Origin of the sequence: Vibrio sp. 661, from assembly GCF_033339315.1 — a bacterium.
GTDB lineage: Bacteria > Pseudomonadota > Gammaproteobacteria > Enterobacterales > Vibrionaceae > Vibrio > Vibrio alginolyticus.
In genome coordinates this window covers 65,500-91,866 of record NZ_JAWOUJ010000015.1, presented here as the reverse complement: position 1 = coordinate 91,866, position 26,367 = coordinate 65,500, and the positions used below count along the sequence as shown (strand labels likewise).

Genomic DNA, 26,367 nt, shown 5'->3' with positions numbered 1-26,367 from the left:
TCACACTTTAATGATGAGTGTTCATTGCTATGCCCGCACCCAAAGCACTCCCATTTACTATCCATATTTCCTCTTATAGGCATAACGCCCTGCTAAGGGGTGAGCAACGCAATACAAAAGCCGCTGCAAACCACCTTAATCACTAAATTCAACGCATAGTAAAAATGCCAGGCGTTGCGAATCCCTCTTGAGCAGTTTGTTAGTTTGCAAACCCAAAGCGTTGATTTTACGTTATTTTAAGCTTTGCAAACAATAAACCTTATGTGTTTTGATTCACTTAAGTCAGGCGTAGTCTCAAAGCAGCTACTCAATGAAACCACGTGGAACAAACAACGCCGCAGAAAACGAACTCACAACACCAAAAAGCGCTTTTGGAAAACCAATCTCACAATACGGACTTTCAACAAAGCCACTGAAACCACATGAACTTACCACACCAGAGAAAACGCCATTTCAGCGAGTAGATCGGCTTTTGCACCAACAAACTCAACGAGCAGAGTTTCAGCAAAAAAAGTACAGCTTGGTTAACCCATAACTCGCCGCACCAAAGAACAAATCAACCGTTGAAACGATGCCAATTTTGGATTTTCACCACGCTAGTTAACACTGAAATTGAACACTGATATGGCTATTTAGACTTTCAGCTTTTACCACTAGATCTTGCGATATAGCTGCGTTTTTCCTCTTGCAAACTAACGCCGTGTTAAGGGGTGAGACAACGCTACCGCCAAAGCGGATATGACCGCCTTAATCACTTAAACTGATTTGAAGCGAAATCGCCACGCGTTGACGAATCCCTCTTAAACACTTTGTTATGTTTTACCACAACTGACGCGCTTACTTGGCAAAGAACTGAATTGCATAAAGAATTGTTTAACTTGCGTCACACGAATTTGTGGAATAATCCGACAAAATCGGCCAACACAAAGCGTGTAATTCCCAGGAATTTGATTGAGGCAACTTTGATAACTTTCAGCAAGTGATAGCGTCCCTTTCAAAATAGCGAAAGACAAAACTCAAATTGCTGAGAACCCCGCTGCCGATTTGCTAATTGGGGAAATATAACCGAAGCGACTTTAAGCCAAACCGATTATCAACGCGCAAATGCAATTTCAAATTGAAGCAACCCACGAACTTTGAAGCGTAATTATCTTTGAGGAATTCATTAACTTGGGCAGACAATATTGAATTGCTGAGACAACTCTAACGAATTGCCAAAGAGACCAAAGAAATAAGCGCCAAGAAACCTTTTGTTTCTTCTAAATCAAAGTGAAACATAACGCCCTGTTAAGGGGTGAGCAACGCAATACAAAAGCCGCCGCATACAACCTTAAACACTGAAACCAACGCATAGTGAAAATGCCACGCGTTGCGAATCCCTCTTGAACAGTTTGTTATGTGCGTGCTTACGTTATGCACCAAACTGTTTTATACGCTTAGCGCCAATAAAAAACTGATACTTACTTTGTTGAAGTAAGTCTAAATGGCACTCAAACATGGGTACGCCATTGGATAAAGAAAGGTGGTAGACGAGTCCATTACCGACATACACCCCAACGTGTGCTCCGTATGAGTCAGTAGAGTCGTTGTACATCATGATATCTAGCGGCTTAAACTCAATAACCACCTCACTAAACTCCGAGTCATCCCACAATTCACTAGAACGGTAGTTAGGTGGATTTAGACCGAAGTCTCTGAGCAGGTTATAAGCAAAGACCTGACAGTTAGCTCCAAGCGTTAAGTCTGAATCATCTTCGCAACCCGGAATGCGGGATGAAACGTATCTTACATTTTTGAATCTGTCGGGAATATCCATTTCCATTGTCTCCCAAAGCACATAACGCCGCATTAAGGGGTGAACAACGCCACCACCCTACCTAAACCATTGTGCCGTAACCACTAAAGCTAATTCAAACCAAAACTGCCAAGCGTTGTGAATCCCTCTTGAATGCTTTGTTAGTTGCCAAACCTAAAGCTTTAATTTGAAGTTAATTACCGCTTTGCCAACGCTAGCTTTATGTACTTTGAAAAACTCAAATCAGGCTCAGTTTCAAAGCGCCTGTTACTGAAACCACTTAGAACAAACAACACCGTAGAAAACGGATTAACCACACCAACAAGCGCTTTTTAGCACACAATGTATCAGAACTTACTTTCAGCAAGTAAATCGATTTCTGAAACAGAAAAGTTAACAGCCAAAGAAACCAAAGCGCGATTTTTGCAAACCCAAATGACTCAAAACCGAATTGCTAAACCTAGTCAAAAACACATGGACATTAGCCCTAAACATTCTGTTTTGGATACGTTTTTCCTCGTTGGCAACTAACGCCCTGTTAAGGTGTGAGCAACGCAATGCCGAAGCGCACGCATACCACCTTATACACTAAACGAAACGCAAAGCAAAAATGCCAAGCGTTGCGAATCACTCTTAAACAGTTTGTTATGTGCCTTTATCAAGTTAGAACCATAAAGGGCTACCAAACTCTATAGTTTTGCCTTTTGTTACTACTATTGCATCAAAATCTGAGCAAAGAACCAGCTTTTTGGCCTTATTAGATACCAAGTTAGAAGCTTTAGTCATTTCATGGGAAGTTTTCTGTGCATGTGGCGAGAACATGAACGGGGCTATATTGAGAGCTGATGTATCAGAAAGCCCAACAGCATTAATATCACCACATAATGGCGCCGAATCAATGGTCGGAGTAAGAATCATTGCTCCTGCACTGACACCGACAATTGGTTTACCTTCTTTTGCGCAATGCCTTATGGCAACATCCAATCCTCGCCTCTTTAACCAGAATAAAAACCGATATGTATCACCGCCAGATAAATGGATAACGCTTGAAGAAAGCGCTTCTCTCACAAAACTATCATCATAATTATCTTCTAGCTCAATATAATGAACTATATGAACGCCGAAAGATTTATAAAATTGCTTTATTTGTTCAAAGAACACTCTATCGGGGTCGGGCTGAGAAGCAAAATACGCCACTGATACTTCGGTCTCATGTCGAGATATTTCTGAGAGTAAATACATAACAGCATTTCTACCCTGATCCGTTGTGTTATCACTTATCAAAGCTAAATTTATATGTTGTTCCAAATTTCCTCCTGGCACATAACGCCCTGTTAAGGGGTGAGCAACGCAATACCGAAGCCGCCGCAAACCACCTTAAACACTAAAATCAACGCATAGTGAAAATGCCACGCGTTGCGAATCCCTCTTAAACAGTTTGTTATATGCAATTTTCTGGTGCTTACTAAATCGGCTTAACCCTTAACTTAAACGATTCGATTTGCTCGACTTGCGACGGCACAAACCCACATTTGATTTCAAGATAAGAGGTTTCCTTTGGCTGCATAATAAAGATTTCATTTTCGCCGATACAATTACCAATAAAATTACCATTCACATCGAAGGCAGATGCTAAAACCTCACGAGAATATAGCGCTTCTTCAGTAAGGTTTTCCTGTACGACAGCCAAACGCACATCGTCCCCATCTTTGAAGACATTATCCAATGTTAAACCATAGGCAGTTTTGAAATCTGCCAAATACTCAATTGCTTTATCATCGATTTCTTTGTCTTCAAGAATATTTCCTAGTGATGGTTCAACGAACTTTGTATAAACCAAGCCACTCAGAATGAGTGCAACTGAGAAACCCATTCCCCAGGAAAAACCAGTTAAGATGCTATTAAATCCTTTCATAAACATTCCAATCCATTGCATATAACGCCCAATTAAGGTGTGAACCATGCTACCACACAACTTAACTAGGACGCCGTAAACACTGAACCAAACCCAGACCCAAAGTGCCAAGCGTGGTGAATCACTCTTAAATTGCTTGTTATGTGTATGCCCAAAACAACAAAGGTGATAACGCAAAAAATACGCACCCGAACAGAAAAAAGTAAAAGCACAGCAAGAAAATTATTTCTGAAAGCGTTTTTCCGACTTTTGCGGCCGATTCTCCTGCATCTGATGCAGCTATTCTTACAGCGACAGGGCCGGTTAGGATGATTTTCTTTCTTGAAAAAAACTTAGCCGAAAAGATTCCCAAGACAAATATCAAGTAGATACTAAATACTGGAGCAACCAATAACTCGTTCAAAGAAGCTATAGCAGATGCAATAAATGCAAATAAGATCATTGAAGCGAATGATATAGCCCAAATACCGAATATTGAGAATTTGCTAAAGTAAGCAAACTTCTCAGCTAACAACTTGGGAAGGTAGTACATACTAATCCTCTTTTACACATAACGCCGCATTAAGGGGTGAACAACGCCACCACCAAACCTAAACCATTGTGCCGTAAACACTAAAGCCAATTCAAACCAAAACTGCCAAGCGTTGTGAATCCCTCTTGAATGCTTTGTTAGTTGCTAGACCCAAGGCTTTGATTTGGAGTTTATTACTGTTTTGCCAACACTGTTTTTACGTGCTTTGAAAAACTTAAATCAGGCGCAGTTTCAAAGCATTTGTCACTGAAACCACTTGGAACACGCAACGCCGTAGAAAACGGACTAACAACACCGAAAAGTTCTTTTGGAAAGACAAAGCCGCAGAGCTGACATTCAACAAACTAATCGACTTCTGAAACAGCAAACCAGCAAAAGAACGAAGCGCGATTTATTCACACCCAAAACCTTAAAAATCAGAGCACAAGCCTGAGTAAAACCAAACGAACCTTAGCCTTAAACATTTTGCTTTAGCTGCGTTGTCCTCGTTGGCAACTAACGCCCTGTTAAGGGGTGAGCAACGCAATACAAGAGCCGCCGCATACCGCCTTAAACACTAAAACCAACGCATAGTGAAAATGCCACGCGTTGCGAATCCCTCTTGAACAGTTTGTTATATGCTGTCTTCAAACATTGCATTTAAAATACCATACACCATTTCATGGCACGTGGAATTACCTCCCAAATGAACTAACTCATTATCACTGTCACCACTCAGAAACGCCAAGTAAGGATGTGCTTCATCACCATCAAAGCTAATGCTTGAAGAACTGTCGATCATACTTGCAACTTCAAAAGAAATATTACCTGTTAGTTCTTTTAGCAATGCTCCCTTAATACCAGCTCTTTCCAAATGTTCGGCAATACGTGCAATCATCTCACCAGTAAATACTTCCTGTTGAAGCATAAAATTATCTGTGTCTACTTTTAACTCCATAGGTACTTCATTCCTTTGTCTGGTATTGCATATAACGCCTTGTTAAGGTGTGAGGCACGCAATACCTAAGCCTCCGCATACCACCTTAACCACTAAACCTAACGCATGGTAAAAATGCTACGCGTGCCGAATCACTCTTGAACAATTTGTTATGTAGCCGACTTTCAGGTTAGTGCTTTCTGTCCAATTTGGATCTTGGGCTCAATACCAGCTTTGCGATACAAAGCTAGAGCTGATTCATTGAAAGAATATACTTCTAACCACAGCTCTTCTCCGCCGTTAGAAATAGCCCTTTCCTCAAATGCCTCTATTAGCGCCACTCCAACACCTTGACTCCTAAAGCATGAATCCACAACAATCTGTTCAACGTTTGCGATCTTTCGCTCTTTGAGAGTCCAAGACTTACGAACCCATAGCTCACCAAAAACAAAACCTACTAACTGCCCTTTGCTTTCGGCTACCAGAAAAATCGAGCTTTCACTTTTGATTATCTTGTGTAGGTCTATTTTTTGTTCAATTTCTTCCGGTGATAAAAAGTCATCAGGTAAATTTGCTTGATGATACTCATTAAGCTGAAACTGTAGTTTCTTGATAACACTGATATCTTCAATGCGAGCTTGCCGAATATTTAACATATATAAATCCTTTTAACTTACCGTCCTCTCGCGGCTACATAACGCTCTGTTAAGGGGTGAGCAACGCAATACCGATGCCACCGCATACCACCTTAATCACTAAAACCAACGCATAGTAAAAATGCCACGCGTTGTGAATCCCTCTTAAACAGTTTGTTAGCTGCGTACCAACATTTTTGCCACATCAATTGCGACAACTTCTGTACCGCACAGGTTTGGATCCCAATTGAGACCCACAAGATGTCCATCGCTATGAATACCTTTTAGCCAATTATCAACGAATGAATCTAGGTTAATTGGACTTGGGACATACAACTCCCAATCACCAACTGCGACCCGACTTGCGTATGCTCTATCTGACCAAAAAACATAAACTAATGCGTCTGGACACTGATTCGAATTACAAACTGCCCAACCACCATCAGGATGCTGAAGTCCCCAAACAGTTCGATTTTCGATTACTCTGTCGATAAATCTTATGTAATTGGAACTTGATGTAGCTTTATCTTGGATCATCATTTTTCCTCTAAGCAGCTAACGCCGCGTTAAGTGGTGAACAACGACAACCACCAAACCTAAATCATTGTGCCGTAAACACTAAATTCAAAGCAAACCGAAAATGCCAAGCGTTGTGAATCCGTCTTGAACGCTTTGTTAGCCATACTCTCACCGCAATTTTTTAACCAAGTAATGTACGGCTGTAGATACTGGGTAGTTTTCTAACGTCATTTGGCACGAATAGCCATTCTTTTCATAAAATGGACGAGCTTGAAAGCTGAATGTCTCGACCTGTGCATATTGGCAACCTTGTGACGCGGCATGTTCTTCAAGTTGCTTAAGTAGATGTGTTCCAATGTTGCTTCCACGCAACGACTCTGCGACCCACAACAACTTAACATGGAGCCAATTACCCCAAATTTCTGCGGTAATACCTGCTATTTTGTCTTGTTCATCGTTGTAAACATAGATTGCTACTGGTTGCTCAACTACGCCTTCAAGGTGCTCATCATTGTATTTTCTAAGATGTGAGCGGATTTCCTCAATGTCGCTAATTTTCGGGCTCGAATCTAGCTCAATTTTCATAGTTATTCCTTGTATGGCTAACGCCGCATTAAGGTGTGAGCAACGCTACCACTGAACCTAACGATACCACCGTAAACACTAAACCCAACGATGGAATGAAAAATGCCAAGCGTTGGGAATCACTCTTAAATGCTTTGTTATGGCGCTGAACTCAAAGTTAGCTCTTGTATATCAATTCGGTCTACTTCCCTACCCAATATCCGCTTGTACTTGACTAAACGATTAACTGGGATGACTGGCAACTCGATACCTTGATAATCTTTAAGAACTGATTCTGAAAAGTAGATTTCAAGCTGGTGCCAAGAGCCATCTTGACGTGATTGTATCTTCGTATGTTGAGACAAACCGATTTCAATTTTTTGACTTTGGTAAACCAACTGGAAATACTCTAAATCCCAACCATATTCGGCATAATGAGCTAACGGCTTTGATATGTATTTTGCTACATGCGATAACACCACGTCTGCGTCAGAGTTATGAATATAGAGATCTATATCTGCGATTTCCCGACCACCACCATGAATGGTTGCCGCTAACCCACCGACTATTTGATACTCCACATTCTCTGCATCCAAGATTTCTTTGAGCCACTGCAAGGCTACTTTAACTTTATCACTCATCTAGTTCCCTTAGCTAAATTTTGCCCTGCGCCATAACGCCGCGTTAAGTAGTGAGCAACGTTACCACTGAACCTAAGCTATTGTGCCATAAACACTTAAGCTGAATAGAACCAAAAATGCCACACGTTGCGAATCTGCCTTAAACGCTTTGTTATACATATATTTTATGTCGCTAGTAATCCAATAACTGTTGAACAAACCGCAAAGGATTAGCTAAAACAAATGACCATACTAGCAGAGAAAATCCAGTTACCTGTGTATACGGCGTCGAAATATTGTGGCAGTAACCCTATAGCTCCAAGTGGCATACAAAACATACCCACGTAGGTGCGAAACCCACTCACATAGACCTCAGCAAAGGAAATCGACAACAAGACCAATGACGCTAACATTATGCCAACTACAAAAAGTGGAACATAAATTTCCCAGAAGCCCATCTTTGGATGCAATAAGGGTGAAAGCTCAGAAAATAGTGCACTAATGAACACAGGGATGAATATTTTCGAAGACAAATCGTCAATTGCTTTGGCATAAATTGTTCCGAAAGTTTCCACTTTACCTCCATATGTATAACGCCGCATTAAGGTGTGAGCAACGCTACCACAACACTAAACCATTGCGCCGTAACCACGAAACCCAACCTTGAACTGAAAATGCCAAGCGTTGGGAATCACTCTTAAATGCTTTGTTATGTTTCTGCTAGGTACCTGTCACGTACTCGATTTAATAGCCCAGGTATTAGTGCACCTAAAATACCAAAGGAAAACCACGCAGACGCAGTAATTATGAATATATGAGGCTCTTTATTATTTGTATCGTACGAATGACCAGATATCGTCAAAACAAAGAAAAATAATAGTGTTATAAAAAACACTGTCGCTGATGAATAGAATACCAAAGAATTAGTCCAACTTTGTGATAGTTGATTTTGCTCTCGAAGTGCATAGTTGCCAAGTGATGCTGCGCATATCCCAACAACCCAATTACTCCAAGTTGTAACATGCGGGTAAATCCACGACAGCACTGAAAACAAGATAATTGTTAGAATTAAGATTACTAAAACCCACGAATCGAAAACGGCAGCTTTTGGGCTCAGAAAGCTTATTCTAGGTAAAAACTTTTTATAAATTTTATTATGCAAAGACTGCATGAAGCCATTACTTTTTATTGATGACCACTCATATAGAATTGCTACAAAGATCAAAGATAGTATAACGACTAACCCCCACTTCGAATCTACTGGATACAACGCATCGTCAAAGACAGGAGTATAGAAGACAAAGCAGATAGATAGCATCACGCCACAAAGCCAACCAAAAGTAAGCCATTGAATTAAAAATGCTTTGTAGAATTTAAATGATTTTTCCATTTCTTATTTTTATATCCTATGAATTATCTATTTTAAGTCATTTAAACGGATGAAGCGATATGCTCGGAAACATAACGCCCTGTTAAGGGGTGAGCAACGCAATACCGAAGCCGCCGCATACCACCTTAAACACTAAAACCAACGCATAGTGAAAATGCCACGCGTTGCGAATCCCTCTTGAACAGTTTGTTAGCCGTTTATAGCCCATGATAAACGCTTTGTATCAGTTTTGAATACACTGCCAGTAAAGCCCATCATTTCGAATAGTTTATACGCAAATGCACTATCTCGATTAGCGAAGTAATTATATAGAGATAAGTATTTGTGAGCATTATCTATCCCCGCAATATCTCTTTTAACAAATTCATGATATTTCAACAAACCTTTATACTCTTGGATTCCAAATCCACAACCGCTATTATCACAGACATAGCAAGTACCTTGGCTAATACGGTTTTCTGGAATGCAAAATTGACATGCACCCTCACCACCATAAGCCTCACAGTCGGATTCACTCACATAACCTCCACCATATTCTGGGCAGGATATAATTGTCTCTGGCTCTGCAGGCTCCCCGCCACAAAACGGACAGCAGTCACCGTAATAATTGAAAAAAGAATTATGTACAGGCTCTGAGTCTGGCAATACAGTTTGACAAGTTTTAAGTAATGCATGGTAAGTAATTAAGCTTGCGGAGTTATCATTAAACTCAAATTCAACAGTAAATTCGCCGTTTTTACTTGCGTTGTACAAGTTCTGAGACCCCATAAGGATAACATTATCAATTACATATATTTTTCCATGATAGAGGTCCTTATCGATTAAAAAACAATCTTTATATGGCTTAAACCCAGAGTCACTTCGACAAATAGTTGCGATAGGTACATCGTCGGGCTTTAGTCTATAAATTCTATCCCAGTCTCTTTTACCTATATATGCAGAAAAGATAAAAATTCTACTCTTTGCTTGTATAACCAATTCATCTAAACGAGTCCAAAACTCGTCACCAAAAACTAATTTTATTTCCATAGCTACCTAATTTCGAAACGGCTAACGCTCTGTTAAGGGGTGAGCAACGCAATACCAAAGCCGCCGCATACCACCTTAAACACTAAAACCAACGCATAGTGAAAATGCCACGCGTTGCGAATCCCTCTTGAACAGTTTGTTAGGCGACATTTCTACGTTTAACTTCTTTCTCATACGAAGATTCGTTGTATAGCCAAATAGCCCAAAATGCGAAAAACATCCCGATCGTGTAAATTGAGTAATTAAGAGCATTATCCGATAAGAAAACCGTAATGCTTGCCGCATCAGAAGATGGATAAAGGAAAATAACATTAAAAATTATGTACAAAATGGCTGTGACGAAAGTTGTTCTGAAAAGCCAATTTAAACATCCTTTCTTTCGCGATTTTTGCCAATTATCAAATGCTTTACCATTCATTAATCCACTCCTTTTCTGTTAACTGAAGCTAGATTCACGCCAAGATACTATCACTACTCTATCGTTTGTCTCATGTCGCCTAACGCCCAATTAAGGGGTGAGTAACGCAACACCGATGCTACCGCAAACCACCTTAATCACCAAAATTAACGCATAGTAAAAATGCCACGCGTTACGAATCCCTCTTGAATTGTTTGTTAGCACGCTGCCCTAAAAGCCTTTGGCACACGCCAAGAAGCTGAAATATTGCACGAAATTTATGGTTAAAAACACTGAAACCAAATGGGCAGCTGCCAAGCTTAAAACTAACTCAAGACGTAAGATGGATAGAAGAAAAATATGCCAAAGCGCCCTATCTCACCGCTTTCAAATTAGCAAAGGATACGGGCTTAGGACTTTAACAGCAGCTTCAAAGAAACCTAGCTTTGACGAAAATATCTCAGCACTAAAGAAACAACACCAGAGAAATAGCCCAAAAGTTAGAAACTGTAAACGCTAAAAGCAAAGCGAAAACTTCGCATCTAGTGCCACCGGAGCGAACGTGAAAGGCACATTTGATCAGGTGTAAAGCTAGGAAAAGAAACCAATAAACACGGACACTTTTAACCTTTGATGCCAACCCAGTGCCAACGCCTTGTTAAGGTGTGAGGCACGCAATACCGAAGCTTCCGCATACCACCTTAACCGCTAAAACCAACGCATAGTCAAAATGCCACGCGTGCCGAATCACTCTTGAACAATTTGTTAGCTTACTTTTTCAACGCTCATAGATCTTTAAGTGATTCTCTAAGTTTATCCATAGGTTGAATTCCAAGTTCACTACTAACCCAACCATACTGGTCGCCATGGAACCGAGGGAAAATATGCAAATGGTAATGGTCGAGCTCGTTGAAATGAGGTGCCTCTCCGTTGTTTTGCATAAAGCCGATACCATCGGGATTGAACTTAGCTTCTATACGCTTATATAAATCTCTTGCGACGTCGGTGATCTCTAAAAACACAGACTCGGGCAAGTCGATGAAAGTACGATATTGAGTCTTAGGACAAATTAAAATATGTCCAAAGTTGATTGGGTCATGGTCTGCAAAAGCTATAACTTTGTCAGATTCGTACACGATGACCGAGTCAATTTCACGATTAACAATTTGTTCGACTATCGTGGTCATCTAAACTCCTATCAAAGTATGCTAACGCCCTGTTAAGGTGTGAGCAACGCAATACTGAAGTCGCTGCATACCACCTTAAACATTAAAACCAACGCATAGTAAAAATGCCACGCATTGCGAATCACTCTTAAACAGTTTGTTATGTGCGTGCTTAAACTGAACACCTTTGCTCACAGAACAGCAAATCGATATAAGAGGCGACCGCAACTGGACCAAAATAGAGTTCATGAGCGAAATAAAAAAGTACACTTTTGGAGACTTTCTTCTTTAAAAGCACTTTAACCATAAGAAGTGTGACAATGATGTATACGATGGCAACTTACATTCTATCCCTACATGTAGCCTGACCATGAACTATTCAAGCGACGAAATTTCGCAACCCGAACAATCAAGATGTTGGAAACGCAAAAAAGATATACAAGGCAGCACCAAATACCGAGCCAGCCATAAACAAACCCAACTTTATTGCAGTACTTTTATTCGATTCCTTTTTGGACATAGTAATTCCTTTTACTAATTTAAAATGACTTTCATGCACATCTATTAGTCATCAACACCAAAGCACATAACGCTTTCTATACGGCGATTTGCCGTTTTTCTGGCAGGCTACCGCCTTCTTTCTTATCAAAAGCGCTATCAATCGTAGCACTTATATGCATGAAACAAATAGAAAAACAGTATGAATATGTGTGGTGGCGCGCGCAATTAGGCGGCGCACAGCACGCTAATTTCAAAAGTGGTGATACATTAACGGGGCTGTATAAATAAACAGGTTAATTTATCATGAAAAGTCAGTTTTTACTTAGTGTAAAAGAGCACATGCTTACTCGTCATTATGCGAATAAAACTATCGAAAGTTATCTTTTTTGGATAAAACGTTTTATCACTTTTCACCAGCTCGCCCACCCATCAACACTAGCAGAAGATGATGTCATTCAATTTCTGAGTTACTTAGCGGTAGAAGAAAAAGTTGCGGTAAAAACGCAAGCTTTGGCGCTGAACTCAATATCATTTTTATATCGTGATTATTTTAAAACCCCACTATCACTTGATATGAGATTTCAGAAATCCTTGACCGAAAAGAAACTTCCCGTTGTGTTAACCAGGGAGGAGATCCGAAGATTCGTTCAGCATATCGACCCGAGGTATAGACTCCATATTCAGCTACTTTACGGCTCCGGGCTTCGAGTTATGGAATGTTTACGCTTAAGAGTTCAAGACATCGATTATGATTATGGTGCAGTTCGCGTTTGGCAAGGAAAAGGAGGTAAAAATCGTACAGTCACATTAGCCAAAGAACTACATGAACCACTCAAAGCTCAAGTTAATTTAGCAAGAAACTACTACTTTAAAGATAGGCACATGCCTGGTTATGCGGGCGTATATATCTCTGAAGGTTTACGACGTAAATACCCAAAAGCGGAGCTAGATTTTAACTGGCACTTTTTGTTTCCATCAACAAAGTTAAGCGCAGATCGAGACACTGGTGAACTCAGAAGGCATCATATCAATGAAAGCGCAATACAAAGAGCTGTAAAGCGCGCGGCAAGCGACGCAAGCATTGAGAAAACTGTAACTTGCCACACACTAAGACACAGTTTTGCCACGCATTTATTGGAATCTGGCGCAGACATTAGAACTGTTCAGGAACAATTAGGGCATACTGATGTAAAAACCACGCAAATCTATACTCACGTTATCGAGCGCGGGGCTGGTGGTGTGTTGAGTCCATTATCCAGCCTTTAGAAAAACAAAGCCACCTCGAAAGGTGGCTTTGTTTTATAACTCTTTATTGACGAACACCGAGTTTCACATTGCCTTTTGAATCAAACCAAAGTGCTTGCGAACGGCGACGTCCTATTAGTATCGGACCATCGTCATAAAAGAGAAAGTTCTTCCAGTGCTTTTTAAAAATAGACCATTTCGTTTCGATGACATTGTACTTCTCGTAGCAAAAGTAAACGGTTACATCGTCTTGCCAATCGATATGTGCCTCAGCTTCCGCTGGCATGTCAGGATCATCCGACTCCCACGCAACCATCCAATCCACAGTTTCAGACCAATTCGCCTCATTCATTGGCCAGTCTTGGGAACTAAGTCTATCCATATCAGGGCTTTGAGCACTGATATTTTCTTTCCAAAATTGTGCTGAGCGGGCTTGGCTCATCGGCTTAATAAAAGCCAAATCTTCTTCTGGCACAGGCATCGACTGATGCGTAAAAATCCATTTTCTTTGGTATTCGTCCAAAGGCAAATAAGACATTCAGTCTCCTTTATTACGATTTCAGCCAACCTTTCTCTGTGGCTTCTTCAATCAACTCTTTCGCTTTGTCCCATAAGGTAACAGAGCCAAATTCAATTCGTTTATTAATGGTAAGTGCTTGTTCGCGTGAGACACCATGTTCCTTCCAACTCTGACCATTATTATGGTAGTTCAAGAGCATTGGAATTAACCGATCGAGTGCTTTTGCATACTTAGCATCATCGGTCTGCGCGGCTTCAAATTCATGCCAAAGCGCCAATAGCTCTTGCTCCTGATCGCTGGGTAACATACCAAACAAGCGCTCTGCGGCTCTGATTTCTTTTTCTGCTTGCTCTTGAGACGCAGCAGTATCATAAACAAAGGTATCGCCCGCGTCGATCTCTACTACGTCATGTATCAATAACATTTTCATCACTCGGCAAATATCAACAGGTGCATTCGCATGCTCTTCCATCAATATTGCCATCAGTGCGACATGCCAACTATGCTCACCACTATTTTCGAGGCGCCCTTCAGCACTTTTAACTCGAGTTCGGCGCAAAATGCTTTTGAGTTTATCGAGCTCGATTACAAGTGCTAACTGCTTTTCCAATCGTTCCATACTATCGTCCTTCTGGCTGCCAATTCGGATTAATAAGCGACGTTAGGACGTGGTCTTGCCACTCACCATTAATCAAAAGGTAATCTTTTGCATACCCTTCTCGGTTGAACCCTACATGCTCTAGCACAGATTCACTACGTTTATTGTGAGGCATGTAGCCAGCTTGAATACGATGCAGTTTCTGGACATTAAACATGTAGTCGCAAGCCATGGTTAATCCACGACGCATATAACCATGCCCTTGCGCTTTTTCAGCGAGAGAATATCCGACGTTACAAGAATAAAAAGGGAAACGACTCAAACTACTAAAGGATATCGTACCTAGCATTTCACCCGAAGAGGCTCTGACTAAAAGGCAATAATACCCCAATCCCATTCGATGCAGCTCATTGAGCTTGATAAGCTTTTGCAACCAACCGTTCACTGAGAAAAAAGCCTCTTCACGTTTCGGTTCAAACGGTTTCAGGTATTCTCGGTTCGCTTGAAAATATTCGGCAATCATATCTGCGTCACCGATTTCAGCGGTACGAAGAAGCAAGTCACCGTCCAACTTATGAACGGCGATAGATGAGCTGTTATCTTCCATTACAAATGATTAATTCCGTCTTTTCGTTCAATTCGATTAATTCTTACGGATACCGTAATCACGCAGTTTATTAGCGATTGAGGTATGCGATACATTTAAGCGCTTAGCAAGCTTACGGCTTGATGGGAATGACTGATACAAACGTTCCAGAACTTGAGATTCATAATCACGCATGATCTCATCCAAAGAACCGTCGATGTTAAGCGTTGCACTACCAGCGCCGACTGACTGAGGCTGAGGTAAATTGAAGTGATCCGCGTTTAGTATACCACCATCCATTTCCGTGAGCGCTCGAAGAACCATGTTATCCAGCTGGCGCATGTTTCCTGGCCACTGATAATTTGCAAGGGCATCAACTAGACCATCATCAAACTCTGGCTTATCAATCCCAAGCTGTTGAGCATGTTTCGCCACAAACAACTCAAGCAATGGTACAACGTCGTTTGAGCGCTTACGTAACGGAGGAATGCTGAGCGTAAGTACGTTGAGACGATAATACAAATCTTCACGGAACATTCCTGCTTCAGAAAGCTCGGCAAGGTTATGTTTTGTTGAAGCGATGATACGAACATCGACATGCATCTCATCTTCTGCACCGACACGACGGAAATTACCATCCTGTAGAAAACGTAACAGCTTGATTTGAAGGTGCGAACTCATTTCACCGATTTCATCAAGAAATACCGTCCCGCCATTTGCTTGCTCAAAGATGCCTTTGTGGCCTTGTTCATGATTAAATGAACCCGGCGCATGACCAAAAAGTTCGGTTTCTGCTACATCGTCAGGCATCGAAGCACAACTCAAAACTAGGAATGGTTTGCTCGCACGGCTAGAACGGCTGTGGCAAGCTTTAGCAAGCATTTCTTTACCGGTCCCCGTTTCGCCCTCAATCAACAATGGTTGGTCAAGCACAGACAGCTTCTTAGCTTGGTTCATTAGTGCTTTATGACGGTTCGATATACCAACAAAGTGCTCAAAACCCAGAGGATTATGCAGCGGTAGCGCTTCTTCAATTCTGGCAACTTGCTGACTAGAGCGAATCGTCATTAGAGTACTCGCTAGAGTCGAGTTTTGCGCTTCGTCTCGGATATAAACGGGCATCAACTCTAGAACATAGTCCAAGCCATCAATCACAAGGTTTTCCCGCGTTCGACCATTAACACCTTCAGACCAACGAGAGAAACGAACACTTGGTAACAAAGCACCGATTTGAGTACCAATCACTTCTTGCTTGTGAATGCCAAGCAATGAAAGTGCAGACATGTTTGCCATGTCTACGGCACCTTTAAGATCAATGGCAAAAACCGGATCGGGCAAGTTATCAACTAACGAGAGCAGCTCCGTATTGTGGCGCTCCATCGGCATAAACTGGATTTTACGTACGTCTTTCACCCCCGGAATACGGCGGATTTCAGCCATCAGCTCACTAAACGTATCAAAATCAATATCCGGGCAATTCAAATAGATAATACCGCTAATATCGATTTCGATACCACGCAAGTCGATGCTTTTAGACGCTAAAATATCGAGCAGTTCTCGGGTCAAGCCGAGTCGATCTTCACATAAGACTTCAAGACGCACTTAAAATATCCCAATTCACAACTGTCAGGAAAAGTTGACAGTAGTTTCTATCATGCTTGGAATGGCGTCAAGCAATCCTATCCATCAAAGTTGATATTCGTTACGGTTTCATCGTAATTGATGCAACTTTCGCCGCCACTGCCTTGCGTATGGTGCCCAACTTAACCTGACGGTCAGGATACCAGGGTAGTGGACGCAATAAGGTCATCGCTTTCAAGCCCAAACGTGCCGTTAGAATACCAACACCTAGTCCCTGCCCCGCACGAGCAGAAACTTTGCCAGCAAGATCCATCGACATCAAATCCATACTGGCATCAATAGCGAGCTCACTGGCACCAGCCGCCGCCATATTTACAAATACCGCTCTTAGTAACTTGATGCGAGAGGCATAACCTAGCTCTACCCCATATACCTTGGAGAGGTTGTCGATCATTTTGAAATTTCGCCACGCCACCAGCAACATATCAGCGGCAGCCAGAGGGCTCACGGCGACTAGGGCTGCACACTCGGTTGCGTGCTGTGATACGATATTCGTTGCCAACTTGTCTTGTTGGCTCACCACCATCGAGTCATACATATCAAGAATTTCAGCGTCACTATGAGCAGGGTTAATACTGTTCTGCCAACGATCAAAGCCCGGATTCTCTGCCATCACACCACTTTGTTCTGCTACGGTTTCGCAAAAGGCTTTCCCTTTCCCAACGCTCTCACTATTAACAAGTGCTTCTGCTTCTTCTTGAACACTAAAATGATTTCGTAGTTTTCGCAGTTTCCAAAGCTCTTTACCCATAGCTCCTAAACCAAGCGAAGCGATCGCAGCAATAAACCCCGTCCAGCTTAAGGCCAGCCAATCAGAAGCCTGAATTGCGGTTATAACCGAGTCCACCGCTTGCCAGCCAACCAGACCAGCAAAAGTTGCAAATGCGCCAGTCGCGAGCCATTTTCTGCCCGATTTTGGACGAATGACATGCTCGAGTTGCAATTCCTGTTCGGTCTCCTGGTGCGCTTCTTTAACTTCAACAGGTACAAATGTTTCTTTTTCGCCGAATGTTTGCTGCGCCGTCAATTCCGGTTGATTCGATTGCTGCTCTTTTTCCATTACCTTTTCAGAGAAAACTTGTTTTTGCTTCAACTCACTCATTTCAATTTATCTCCAATCAGGTAATCCAATGCTTTGTCTAAGCGTATGTGCTTCACTGGCTCATCATTCGGTGAGGGCATCGGACGAAACGACGTAAAATCAAACCCGTTGTTTTGCCAATACGCTGCATTTGGTAGCTTTTTCGGCACCTCTCCGGGAAACATAGTCATCGGCTCACCACCCAATGTTGTTCCTTGTAACGCCGGGATGGTCTTATCTCCAGAGGAAATAAACCCCGTCGTGGTTGCTTGGATGGAAGCGATACTCATGCAGCTCATCTCAATATTCTCGTAGGCTGCCGTTTGCCATGCTGGATGCACCATTTGTTGGAGCAGAGACACCAAATTTGGGTGCTGATCGGGCGTGATATGATCCGCTTTTGTAGCAGCAAACAACACTTTGTCGATTTTGGGTGAGAACAAACGACGCAAAAAGCTACTACGACCATAGCGGAAGCTATGCATGATCTGTTCTAGCGCTTGGCGCATGTCGTAAAACGCTTCATCACCGGCATTGAGAGGCTGCAAACAATCCACCAGTACAATCTGGCGATCGAAGGTCGCAAAATGATGCTTATAAAACGCTTTCACGACTTTCTGTTGGTATTCCTGAAAACGGGCTTCTAACATCGCTAAGTTACTGCCCTTGGACGCTTTGCTTTCCGAATCAACACGACACGGAAAAAACTGTAGCACCGGCGCGCCTGCTAGCTCACCAGGTAATACAAAGCGGCCAGGCTGAACCCAATGAAGGCCAGCGTCTTTACAGGCATGAAGGTACTCGGTGTATGTGTGTGCAACTTTCTCAAGTAGTTTCTCATTCACTTCTGCATAGAGGGCCACTTTCTCTAGTTCAGAAAGCCAAGCTTTGGCTAAATCGCCACGCTGGCCTTTAAGTGCATCAAACTGAGTTTGCGACCACGTTGCAAAGTCCATGTCCAATAAAGGCAGGTCGAGCAACCACTCTCCTGGATAGTCGATAATATCAACATTTAAAATTGCGGTTTTACTCAACAGCTTTTTCGTGGTTTTATTTGGTTTGTACTTGAGCGCTAAGCGAATCTCACTCACATCACGTGTCGGTACTGGCCACTGAGGTGGAGTAGCATGAATTTGGCTCATCGCCTCATCGTAAGCAAAGCGTGGCACCATCATATTCGATTGAGGCTCACGTTTCGCTCCAATAAGGCGCTTATCTCTAGCCGCAGTCAAAAGAGGCAAATTGTCATGGGTTGCAGTATGAAGAAGCTGATTCACTAATGACGTGATGAATGCCGTCTTACCGGCACGAGAAAGTCCGGTGACAGCAATTCGAACATTAGAGTCCATACCTCTGTTGATAAAGTCATTAACTTCTTTCTTTATTCTCTTCATTACGCTTCTTTATCTTACTCCACTTTAAAACAACGTTGTCAGCGACTTCGAATTTCGAGCTATGAATACTGTTCTATCCCGAATCCTATGAGTTTCACTTTATATACCTTAATAAAAGATGAACAAAACATCCGGCTTAATGCTGTGTTAAAAAAGAAAAGCCCCTGAGTGGTTCAGAGGCTTACTTAATCTACAGCATTAGTAACTCTATATGCGCTGATTACTATGTTAAACAGGAACCCGCTTTCTTTAAGCCTAGTCGTCTTCGATTAACTTATAGATAACAAATAGAGCGATTTCTAAAATCAGCCACAACACACATGTGATGGTCACGTACTTTTCATCAAAGATGCTGATACCGTGAAGAATCAAGTCATAGCCAACAAAGCCACCTATCACTACAGCAAGAATAATTTGTAGAATCTGAATAAAACGAGGCATGCCGTCTCCTAATTATTGTTCGCATAACGTTTGATTGCTATGCCTAAAGGTTTATATCCTTAATTATATAGACAAAAAGTGCAGGTTTCGCTGCACTTTTGTCAATTGTTTGCTAGGTAAATCAGCACCTTGTCACATTCTCTCTACTGAGACGCAGCAAGATTGCCCTTTGCCTTACGCTTCCATCTCTTGAATTTTCACTTTCCAAGTGTCTGGACCGATTTGGTGCGCGTTAACACCATTTGAGTCGACAGCCACTGTTACTGGCATATCTTCAACTTCAAATTCGTAAATCGCTTCCATACCTAAATCTTCAAATGCGACAACGCGAGCTTTCTTGATCGCTTTCGCCACCAAGTACGCAGCGCCACCGACAGCCATTAGGTAAACCGCTTTGTGATTCTTGATAGATTCAACCGTTGCAGGGCCACGCTCAGCTTTACCGATCATGCCCATGATGCCGGTCTTTTCTAGCATCATGTCGGTGAATTTATCCATACGCGTAGATGTTGTTGGGCCAGCAGGACCAACGACTTCATCACCAACTGCATCGACAGGGCCTACGTAGTAAATGAACTTACCGTTGAGATCTACGCCTTCAGGTAGACCTTCACCGTTATCTAGCATGCCTTGAATACGTTTATGCGCAGCATCACGACCAGTCAGAATTTTACCTGATAGAAGAACCGTTTCGCCTGTCTTCCACTCTTGTACTTCTTCTTTAGTAATTGTGTCTAAGTTTACGCGACGCGTATTTTCGCCCGCTTCCCAAGTGATATCTGGCCAATCTTCTAGTTTAGGTGGTGTTAGCTCTGCTGGGCCGCTACCATCAAGCGTGAAGTGTACGTGACGAGTCGCCGCACAGTTCGGGATCAAACAAACAGGCTTAGAAGCCGCGTGCGTTGGCGCAGTTTTGATTTTAACGTCGACAACAGTCGTCAAACCACCAAGACCTTGCGCACCGATACCAAGTTTGTTCACGCGATTGAAGATATCCAAACGAAGCTCTTCTTCTGCGTTTTGTGGGCCACGGTCAATAAGCTCTTGAATATCGATGTGTTCCATTAGAGATTCTTTTGCCAATACCGCTGCTTTTTCAGCCGTACCGCCGATACCAATGCCAAGCATGCCAGGAGGACACCAGCCCGCCCCCATTGTTGGTAGCGTTTTTTCTACCCACTCAGCAATATCGTCAGATGGGTTTAGCATCACCATCTTAGTTTTGTTTTCGCTACCGCCGCCCTTCGCAGCGATCTGAATTTCAACTTTATCGCCCGGTACCATGTTGATATGTACGACGGCAGGCGTGTTGTCTTTGGTATTAATACGTTTACCAGCAGGGTCCATAAGTACTGACGCACGCAACGGGTTATCAGGGTTCGTGTACGCTTGTCGAACACCTTCATCTACCATCTGCTGAACCGTCATGTCGGTCGAATCCCATTGCACGCCCATACCGATGTTGACGAAACACGTCACAATACCAGTATCCTGACAAATTGGACGGTGACCTTCTGCGGACATTCGGGAGTTAATTAAGATCTGAGCAATCGCGTCTTTAGCGGCTTGGCTCTCTTCGCGGTGATAGGCTTTTTCAAGAGCTTGAACAAAGTCTAGCGGGTGGTAGTAAGAAATATACTGTAGCGCATCAGCGACACTGCTGATCACATCCTGCTTGCGTATTACCGTCATTACATGCCTCGTTATAGTTATGCTTCCATTATTGGCTTGGCTTCAATCGTGTTTGTTGAGCTTATTGCTCTTTTGAGCTTCGTTTTTTATAAACAATTGTCGAACGGCTGATATCGACACACGAAATGCTGAAGTTGCCTACTTGTAAACCATCTCAAAACCCTATGAATAGAGGGAGTTTGGCTATACAGAGGAATATGATACTCTTGCTGCCCATGACATGCCATGCAGTGAACGATCTCTTTGTCACAAATTACACAAATGAACAACATGGACAATCAATTCATTGATTTTAAAGCGCTGGAATACGCACCAGAGTTTGCTATTCACCTTTTTTCTCGCATTCAACACCTACCTTGGGCGATGTTGCTGCGTTCTGCATCAAAAACGCATATCGATAGCCGCTTCGATGTGTTGGTCGCCAACCCAATTGCAACGTTAGAAACCACTGCCGACAACACACAAGTTGAAACGCCATCGAATGCCTATTCAACTCAAGATGACCCATTCACGCTGCTTCATCAGTTGCAAGAACAGTGGCTTCCTCACGTTGAGTTAAATAAGGAGTTGGATTTGCCTTTTGTTGGTGGTGCGCTCGGTTACTTCAGTTACGATTTAGGTCGCCGCGTAGAAACGATGCCAGAAGTGGCAGAAAAAGATCTCAACACGCCGGATATGGCGGTAGGTCTGTATGAATGGGCCGTCGTTGTTGACCACAAGCTTAAAAAAGCATGCTTAGTTGGTCAGAATATCGAGCAAGCTTGGCAATGGTTAAACGAGCAAAAAGCAGAACAAACCGTTGACTTCGCTTTGTCTGGTGCTTGGCAGTCAAACATGACGAAAGAGAGCTACGCCACTCGCTTTGACAAGGTGCAAGAATACTTGTTGAGCGGTGACTGTTATCAGATCAATTTGGCGCAGCGCTTTAACGCACCGTATCAAGGCAGCGAGTGGCAAGCGTATCTGAAATTGGAGTCCGCCAACCAAGCGCCATTCTCAGCGTTTATCCGTATGCCTGAGTCTTCGATTTTGAGTATCTCTCCAGAGCGCTTTTTAGAGCTCAAAGATCGCGTCATTGAAACGAAACCAATCAAAGGTACTCGACCACGCAGCGAAGATCCAAAGAAAGATAACGCTAATGCCCATGACTTGCAGACAGCGGAAAAAGATCAGGCAGAAAACCTGATGATTGTCGATTTGCTGCGTAATGATATTGGTCGGGTTGCATCACCGGGTAGCGTTCACGTGCCAAAGTTGTTCGATATTGAAAGCTTCCCTGCCGTGCATCATTTGGTGAGCACCATTCGTGCAAATTTGGATGAACAATACGCTCCTGCGGATTTGCTGCGAGCGTGTTTTCCAGGTGGTTCAATCACGGGAGCACCTAAAGTTCGCGCAATGCAGATCATTGAAGAACTGGAGCCGCATCGACGCAGCGCGTATTGCGGCAGTATTGGCTATATTTCACGCCATGGTCGTATGGACACCAGCATTACTATCCGAACTCTTGTAGCGGAAAAAAACAAACTTTACGCTTGGGCTGGCGGCGGCGTCGTGGCAGATAGCGATTGCGCCTCTGAGTATCAAGAAACGTTGGATAAACTTTCAAAGATTTTGCCAGCGCTGCAATCGTAGATTTCAACCGTGGACAACGTCGCTTTAATGCTATTGACGAAAACAATCTAAAACGCCTCCAGAACGGTAATGCCGCTCATTTAACAGCGAGTGGCATATTTCTGTATCTCATCACCCTGCACAGCGACGAAGGAGCGTGATACAGGTTCTTCTATTCAAGCACTTTGTGGTCAAATTTGTTTCATTACCCGCTCATCGTGCTGCTACTAGATTCTCAGTCTCGCCAAGGCTCGCTAGAATGACCCAAAAAACATCGTTAAATGATCGGCATTATCCAGTGTGGTGCGTTTTTTTGTGTGTTTTATTTGCATGTACTTTAGCTTTTAGCCGTTGGCCAACAAACATACTTTTTAAGAGGCAGCGTCTACTGCTCAAGCCACTTACACATAATCTGTTCGATATCGGTTGCGGTGTACGGCTTAGTGAGGATGTCGTCCATGCCTGAATCAATGCACTTTTGACGCTCTTCGATGGTAGTGCCAGCGGTTAATGCAATAATAGGATGAGTAAAGCCACGCTCTCTCAGATACATCGTCGCCTCATAACCATCCATTTCTGGCATTCGGCAGTCCATGAATATCAGTTCGTAGTCTTTACTTTTCACCGCTTCTAATGCTTCTTTGCCGTTGGCTTTTAAATCAGGTGTAATGTCGAGTTTTTTCAGCATTTGAGTAACAATGACTTGATTCATTCTGATGTCATCAACCACTAATATTGAGCGTCCTGCTAAATCGCTTCGCTCTATGGTGACCAACTCCCCCTCTGCTGTGCCTTGTGCTTGCCCTTCCTCAAGAGGAATAGCAACTTTAAAAGTTGTCCCTTTGCGCTCTTCACTTTCAAAGCTAATTTGACCTTGCATCAAATCCACAAGGTTTTTACAAATCGCGAGACCTAAACCTGAGCCTTCAAAGCTGCGTTTCGCCGAGCGATCAACTTGGACAAATGGATCAAAGAGTGACGGCTGTGCTTTTATTGGGATGCCAATACCAGTGTCTTCAACCTCAAAATAAGCCGTGCCGTTAAGCCATTCCACCCGTAACACGACACCACCCAAGTGAGTAAACTTAATCGCGTTTCCCACCAAGTTAACCAAAATTTGTGTAATGCGCTCTAAGTCACCGACTAAAAATTCTGGAATCCCCAGCTTTTTGTCGATAGAGAAATGGATGCGTTTTTCAGCAGCCTTAGCTGCAAATACACCCATGATGGCTTTTTCAAGTTCCTCCCAGGCAAAGACTTTATGTATGATTTCCATCATACCGGCATTCATCTTACTGAAATCAAGAAGATCATTAATGATAACTCTCAATAAGTCCCCTGATTGAGTCAGATTGCTCAAGTATTGACGCTGCTCTTCTTCTAATTGGGTTCGACTCAATAACTCCGCACTACCCAATACGCCATTGAGAGGAGTTCGCAGCTCATGGTTAATCATGGCGACAAACTCCTTCGTCGCTTTTTCTGATTCCTCAGCCCGCTTTCTCAGCTCGACCTCTCGCTCTAAACTTAAGTGTCGACCAATAACACCATGAACTAAGTCAGACACGAGCTCCATCTGTTTGGAAATAAAAGACTGATCGATTTGATCTTGCAACACAGAGAAAATCAACTCCCCAACCGTTTCCCCATCAATGATAACTGGCAAATGCAAATTCTCTCCCTGCCAATTAGGAGAGGTTAAAATCTCGTTGTTATGACGAAGCTGTAAGTGACCAAAGTGATGACGACGCAATGAGCTCAGCTTTGTAGCGTCAAGAAACAAGTAAGCCGCAGAAATGATCGAGTTAGAAGTGAGCTGCTCAATAAAGCTCGCTATCATTGCTTCATCGAACGTGCTCGATAAAAAAGTACGACCGAACTTAATCAACGTCGCATCAATTTGCTCTTCAAACTCAAACTTACGAAGATCCTTTTTAGATTTCAGCTCCAGCTTTTTCAATGCAACACTGAGTTGCTGGTTGGATTCATATAACTCTAAGCTTTTCTGTTCCAACAGCTGCTCAGCTGCTTTTCTTGATGCAACTTCTCGTTTGAGTTTCCTTTCTAATGAGGAACTTCCCGTCATATCGTTCTTATTGAGCCTCTAACCAAAAACGTACTTTGCTACCATCTTCTGACTGATTTTGATGTTTGATATGAACTACCTCACCAAAATGCGCAGCACAGCCTTTTATCAATCCTAAGCATACGTGAGACATACATCTTGCGCTGTGGTAGTCAAATACCAATTGGGATTGGTTTTCACTAATGAAATCAAATTGCGGAGGGTTAGCATCAGGATAGAGCTTCTTAACTTCGACATGAATAAAGTCTTCAACATGGCGAACAAATTGAAACGTCGTTTCACACTGTTGCAAACTGGCGTGACTAGGAATGGAGCGAAGTAAATTCAAAAAGACGCACTCTCCAAACACTTCTTGCAGTTGCTCGGGGGGAACACCAGATACTTTACTGAGATTCACGATCAACTTAACCAAGTCTTTGTGATCGTAACTACCAACAGCGGTGTAAACACCTTCATCGTTAGAAAGATCGAGAACTTGGTCTAACACATCAAGACCGAATTTCTCTTCTACTAACTCCATGAACTCGGTGAAAATAATCCCTTTCATTGGCCAATACTTGTCCTATAGTGACGTCCTAAAATAAAGAATGGTGTATAACCTTATAAGTTTCAAATTAATATGTTCAAGCAGAGTGAGACACACAACACAAAGAGGGAAAGTGCTGGCGAGTGCTTTAATGCGAATGTTTTATTTGGTAACCAGTAACGATAACGCCATACGCTTTGCCGTCTTTGAGTATAATAAATAATGGTTAGGCACGATAAATAAGGACTCAGTTTGGTTATCGACAAAACTCATTTACTACAGAACTTTCAATTTCGGCTTCCAACGGGCTACCACAAAGAGTCCCTTGCACGACTGAAATGGATGAAAGAAAAGTCCCTGAGAGATGCGGCAGTCTTAATCGGTTTTGTGGAACGCGATGACGGGTTACAAGTCATTCTGACTAAGCGCGCAGCCCACTTACGCCATCATCCGGGACAAATCAGCTTTCCCGGTGGCAAATATGAGCAGGAAGATATTCAGCTCGTGAATACCGCTTTAAGGGAAACCAAAGAAGAAGTTGGGATAGAAGATGAGCATATTCATGTGTTTGGTCAACTGCCTACACTACCAACGATTAGTCAATTTAATGTGACACCTTTTTTGGCTTTTGTTTCTCCGGAATATAAAACGCATATTGACCCAAATGAAGTAGAGTCAGTTTTTGAGGTTCCTGCCAACCATATTCTGAACCCCAAAAAATTGTATAGCACCAAATTTGACCTAAAAAGAAGCAGTCATCGTGTATTTGCTATCCCATATAGACAGCATTTCATCTGGGGCATGACGGCACAAATTATCGAATCAATGCAAAAACATATTATTTCACATTAAACAGTTGTTGATATCGGTGCTTTTATAGGCGCGATCATTATGCGCATCAATATTAATAAAACGTTGCTTCATAAACATTCATTCACATTAGATTAATTTTCCATTTTCACCG

General features: G+C 42.5%; 28 protein-coding genes. 4 read left to right on the top strand and 24 right to left on the bottom strand.

The window, feature by feature from the left end:
- Positions 1-310: 310 nt before the first annotated feature.
- Positions 311-535 (top strand): hypothetical protein, encoded by a 225-nt coding sequence (locus tag R7P69_RS19970; RefSeq protein ID WP_164837126.1) that lies wholly within the window; start codon positions 311-313, stop codon positions 533-535.
- Between the two features lie 876 nt (positions 536-1,411).
- On the opposite strand, the gene R7P69_RS19960 is transcribed toward R7P69_RS19970, so the two are convergent.
- The 14 genes from R7P69_RS19960 to R7P69_RS19885 form a co-directional block, all read right to left on the bottom strand.
- The gene (locus R7P69_RS19960; protein WP_318121665.1) at positions 1,412-1,822 is read right to left on the bottom strand and encodes a hydrolase; all 411 of its coding nucleotides are present in this window, start codon (positions 1,820-1,822) and stop codon (positions 1,412-1,414) included.
- A gap of 636 nt (positions 1,823-2,458) precedes the next feature.
- Positions 2,459-3,103 (bottom strand): Type 1 glutamine amidotransferase-like domain-containing protein, encoded by a 645-nt coding sequence (locus R7P69_RS19955; protein ID WP_238952009.1) that lies wholly within the window; start codon positions 3,101-3,103, stop codon positions 2,459-2,461.
- A 157-nt stretch (positions 3,104-3,260) separates the two neighbouring features.
- Entirely contained in the window at positions 3,261-3,710 is a 450-nt protein-coding gene (locus R7P69_RS19945) for a hypothetical protein (RefSeq protein WP_045480129.1), read from the bottom strand.
- Positions 3,711-3,849: 139 nt separating this feature from the next.
- On the bottom strand, positions 3,850-4,242 hold the full coding sequence (locus R7P69_RS19940; RefSeq protein ID WP_238952010.1) for a hypothetical protein: 393 nt from the start codon (positions 4,240-4,242) through the stop codon (positions 3,850-3,852).
- Positions 4,243-4,855: 613 nt separating this feature from the next.
- Complete coding sequence (locus R7P69_RS19935; RefSeq protein ID WP_054866683.1) at positions 4,856-5,179, bottom strand: hypothetical protein; 324 nt, start codon at positions 5,177-5,179, stop codon at positions 4,856-4,858.
- A 164-nt stretch (positions 5,180-5,343) separates the two neighbouring features.
- Positions 5,344-5,814, bottom strand: a complete 471-nt coding sequence (locus tag R7P69_RS19930) for a GNAT family N-acetyltransferase (RefSeq protein ID WP_005377057.1) — start codon at positions 5,812-5,814, stop codon at positions 5,344-5,346.
- Positions 5,815-5,970: 156 nt separating this feature from the next.
- The gene (locus R7P69_RS19925) at positions 5,971-6,330 is read right to left on the bottom strand and encodes a DUF2750 domain-containing protein (RefSeq protein WP_031780752.1); all 360 of its coding nucleotides are present in this window, start codon (positions 6,328-6,330) and stop codon (positions 5,971-5,973) included.
- Between the two features lie 150 nt (positions 6,331-6,480).
- On the bottom strand, positions 6,481-6,897 hold the full coding sequence (locus R7P69_RS19920) for a GNAT family N-acetyltransferase (protein ID WP_036825139.1): 417 nt from the start codon (positions 6,895-6,897) through the stop codon (positions 6,481-6,483).
- A gap of 137 nt (positions 6,898-7,034) precedes the next feature.
- Complete coding sequence (locus R7P69_RS19915; protein ID WP_238952011.1) at positions 7,035-7,517, bottom strand: MazG-related protein; 483 nt, start codon at positions 7,515-7,517, stop codon at positions 7,035-7,037.
- Between the two features lie 209 nt (positions 7,518-7,726).
- Positions 7,727-8,071 (bottom strand): hypothetical protein, encoded by a 345-nt coding sequence (locus R7P69_RS19910; RefSeq protein WP_238952012.1) that lies wholly within the window; start codon positions 8,069-8,071, stop codon positions 7,727-7,729.
- A 134-nt stretch (positions 8,072-8,205) separates the two neighbouring features.
- Positions 8,206-8,886, bottom strand: a complete 681-nt coding sequence (locus R7P69_RS19905; RefSeq protein WP_238952013.1) for a hypothetical protein — start codon at positions 8,884-8,886, stop codon at positions 8,206-8,208.
- A gap of 189 nt (positions 8,887-9,075) precedes the next feature.
- Positions 9,076-9,915 (bottom strand): hypothetical protein, encoded by an 840-nt coding sequence (locus tag R7P69_RS19895; RefSeq protein WP_238952014.1) that lies wholly within the window; start codon positions 9,913-9,915, stop codon positions 9,076-9,078.
- Between the two features lie 139 nt (positions 9,916-10,054).
- Complete coding sequence (locus R7P69_RS19890) at positions 10,055-10,333, bottom strand: hypothetical protein (protein WP_038886177.1); 279 nt, start codon at positions 10,331-10,333, stop codon at positions 10,055-10,057.
- A 764-nt stretch (positions 10,334-11,097) separates the two neighbouring features.
- Positions 11,098-11,499 (bottom strand): HIT family protein, encoded by a 402-nt coding sequence (locus R7P69_RS19885; protein ID WP_005377049.1) that lies wholly within the window; start codon positions 11,497-11,499, stop codon positions 11,098-11,100.
- Between the two features lie 783 nt (positions 11,500-12,282).
- Here R7P69_RS19885 and R7P69_RS19880 point away from each other — a divergent pair.
- On the top strand, positions 12,283-13,245 hold the full coding sequence (locus tag R7P69_RS19880; RefSeq protein WP_017636093.1) for an integron integrase: 963 nt from the start codon (positions 12,283-12,285) through the stop codon (positions 13,243-13,245).
- Between the two features lie 43 nt (positions 13,246-13,288).
- Here R7P69_RS19880 and R7P69_RS19875 read toward each other — a convergent pair whose 3' ends face one another.
- The 8 genes from R7P69_RS19875 to R7P69_RS19840 all read right to left on the bottom strand — a co-directional run bounded on the left by R7P69_RS19875 (position 13,289) and on the right by R7P69_RS19840 (position 21,177).
- Positions 13,289-13,762 (bottom strand): DUF2947 domain-containing protein, encoded by a 474-nt coding sequence (locus R7P69_RS19875; protein WP_054577705.1) that lies wholly within the window; start codon positions 13,760-13,762, stop codon positions 13,289-13,291.
- Positions 13,763-13,775: 13 nt separating this feature from the next.
- Entirely contained in the window at positions 13,776-14,363 is a 588-nt protein-coding gene (locus tag R7P69_RS19870) for an HD domain-containing protein (RefSeq protein WP_005376917.1), read from the bottom strand.
- A 1-nt stretch (position 14,364) separates the two neighbouring features.
- Positions 14,365-14,949 carry a ribosomal protein S5-alanine N-acetyltransferase gene (gene rimJ, locus R7P69_RS19865; RefSeq protein ID WP_005388271.1) on the bottom strand — a complete coding sequence of 195 codons (585 nt, stop codon included), beginning with the start codon at positions 14,947-14,949 and terminating at the stop codon, positions 14,365-14,367.
- Positions 14,950-14,985: 36 nt separating this feature from the next.
- Positions 14,986-16,530, bottom strand: coding sequence for a transcriptional regulator TyrR (gene tyrR, locus R7P69_RS19860; RefSeq protein ID WP_238952015.1), 1,545 nt, complete (start codon positions 16,528-16,530; stop codon positions 14,986-14,988).
- 100 nt (positions 16,531-16,630) lie between these two features.
- The gene (locus R7P69_RS19855) at positions 16,631-17,671 is read right to left on the bottom strand and encodes a YcjF family protein (RefSeq protein WP_238952016.1); all 1,041 of its coding nucleotides are present in this window, start codon (positions 17,669-17,671) and stop codon (positions 16,631-16,633) included.
- Complete coding sequence (locus R7P69_RS19850; protein WP_238952017.1) at positions 17,668-19,044, bottom strand: YcjX family protein; 1,377 nt, start codon at positions 19,042-19,044, stop codon at positions 17,668-17,670. The genes R7P69_RS19855 and R7P69_RS19850 overlap by 4 nt, the downstream gene beginning before the upstream one ends.
- A gap of 255 nt (positions 19,045-19,299) precedes the next feature.
- The gene (locus R7P69_RS19845) at positions 19,300-19,485 is read right to left on the bottom strand and encodes a hypothetical protein (protein ID WP_005376906.1); all 186 of its coding nucleotides are present in this window, start codon (positions 19,483-19,485) and stop codon (positions 19,300-19,302) included.
- Positions 19,486-19,659: 174 nt separating this feature from the next.
- A complete protein-coding gene (locus R7P69_RS19840) occupies positions 19,660-21,177 on the bottom strand; it encodes a fumarate hydratase (protein WP_005376905.1) in 1,518 nt (505 codons plus the stop codon).
- Between the two features lie 270 nt (positions 21,178-21,447).
- Here R7P69_RS19840 and pabB point away from each other — a divergent pair, with 270 nt between their 5' ends.
- A complete protein-coding gene (gene pabB, locus R7P69_RS19835; RefSeq protein WP_238952018.1) occupies positions 21,448-22,812 on the top strand; it encodes an aminodeoxychorismate synthase component 1 in 1,365 nt (454 codons plus the stop codon).
- A gap of 364 nt (positions 22,813-23,176) precedes the next feature.
- Here pabB and R7P69_RS19830 read toward each other — a convergent pair whose 3' ends face one another.
- Positions 23,177-24,877, bottom strand: a complete 1,701-nt coding sequence (locus tag R7P69_RS19830; protein WP_005388280.1) for an ATP-binding protein — start codon at positions 24,875-24,877, stop codon at positions 23,177-23,179.
- Positions 24,878-24,884: 7 nt separating this feature from the next.
- Positions 24,885-25,424: a heme NO-binding domain-containing protein gene (locus R7P69_RS19825; RefSeq protein WP_005388282.1), complete on the bottom strand. Its 540-nt coding sequence runs from the start codon at positions 25,422-25,424 to the stop codon at positions 24,885-24,887.
- 231 nt (positions 25,425-25,655) lie between these two features.
- Between R7P69_RS19825 and R7P69_RS19820 the strand changes: the two genes are divergently transcribed.
- On the top strand, positions 25,656-26,255 hold the full coding sequence (locus R7P69_RS19820) for a CoA pyrophosphatase (RefSeq protein WP_005376901.1): 600 nt from the start codon (positions 25,656-25,658) through the stop codon (positions 26,253-26,255).
- Positions 26,256-26,367: the final 112 nt, after the last annotated feature.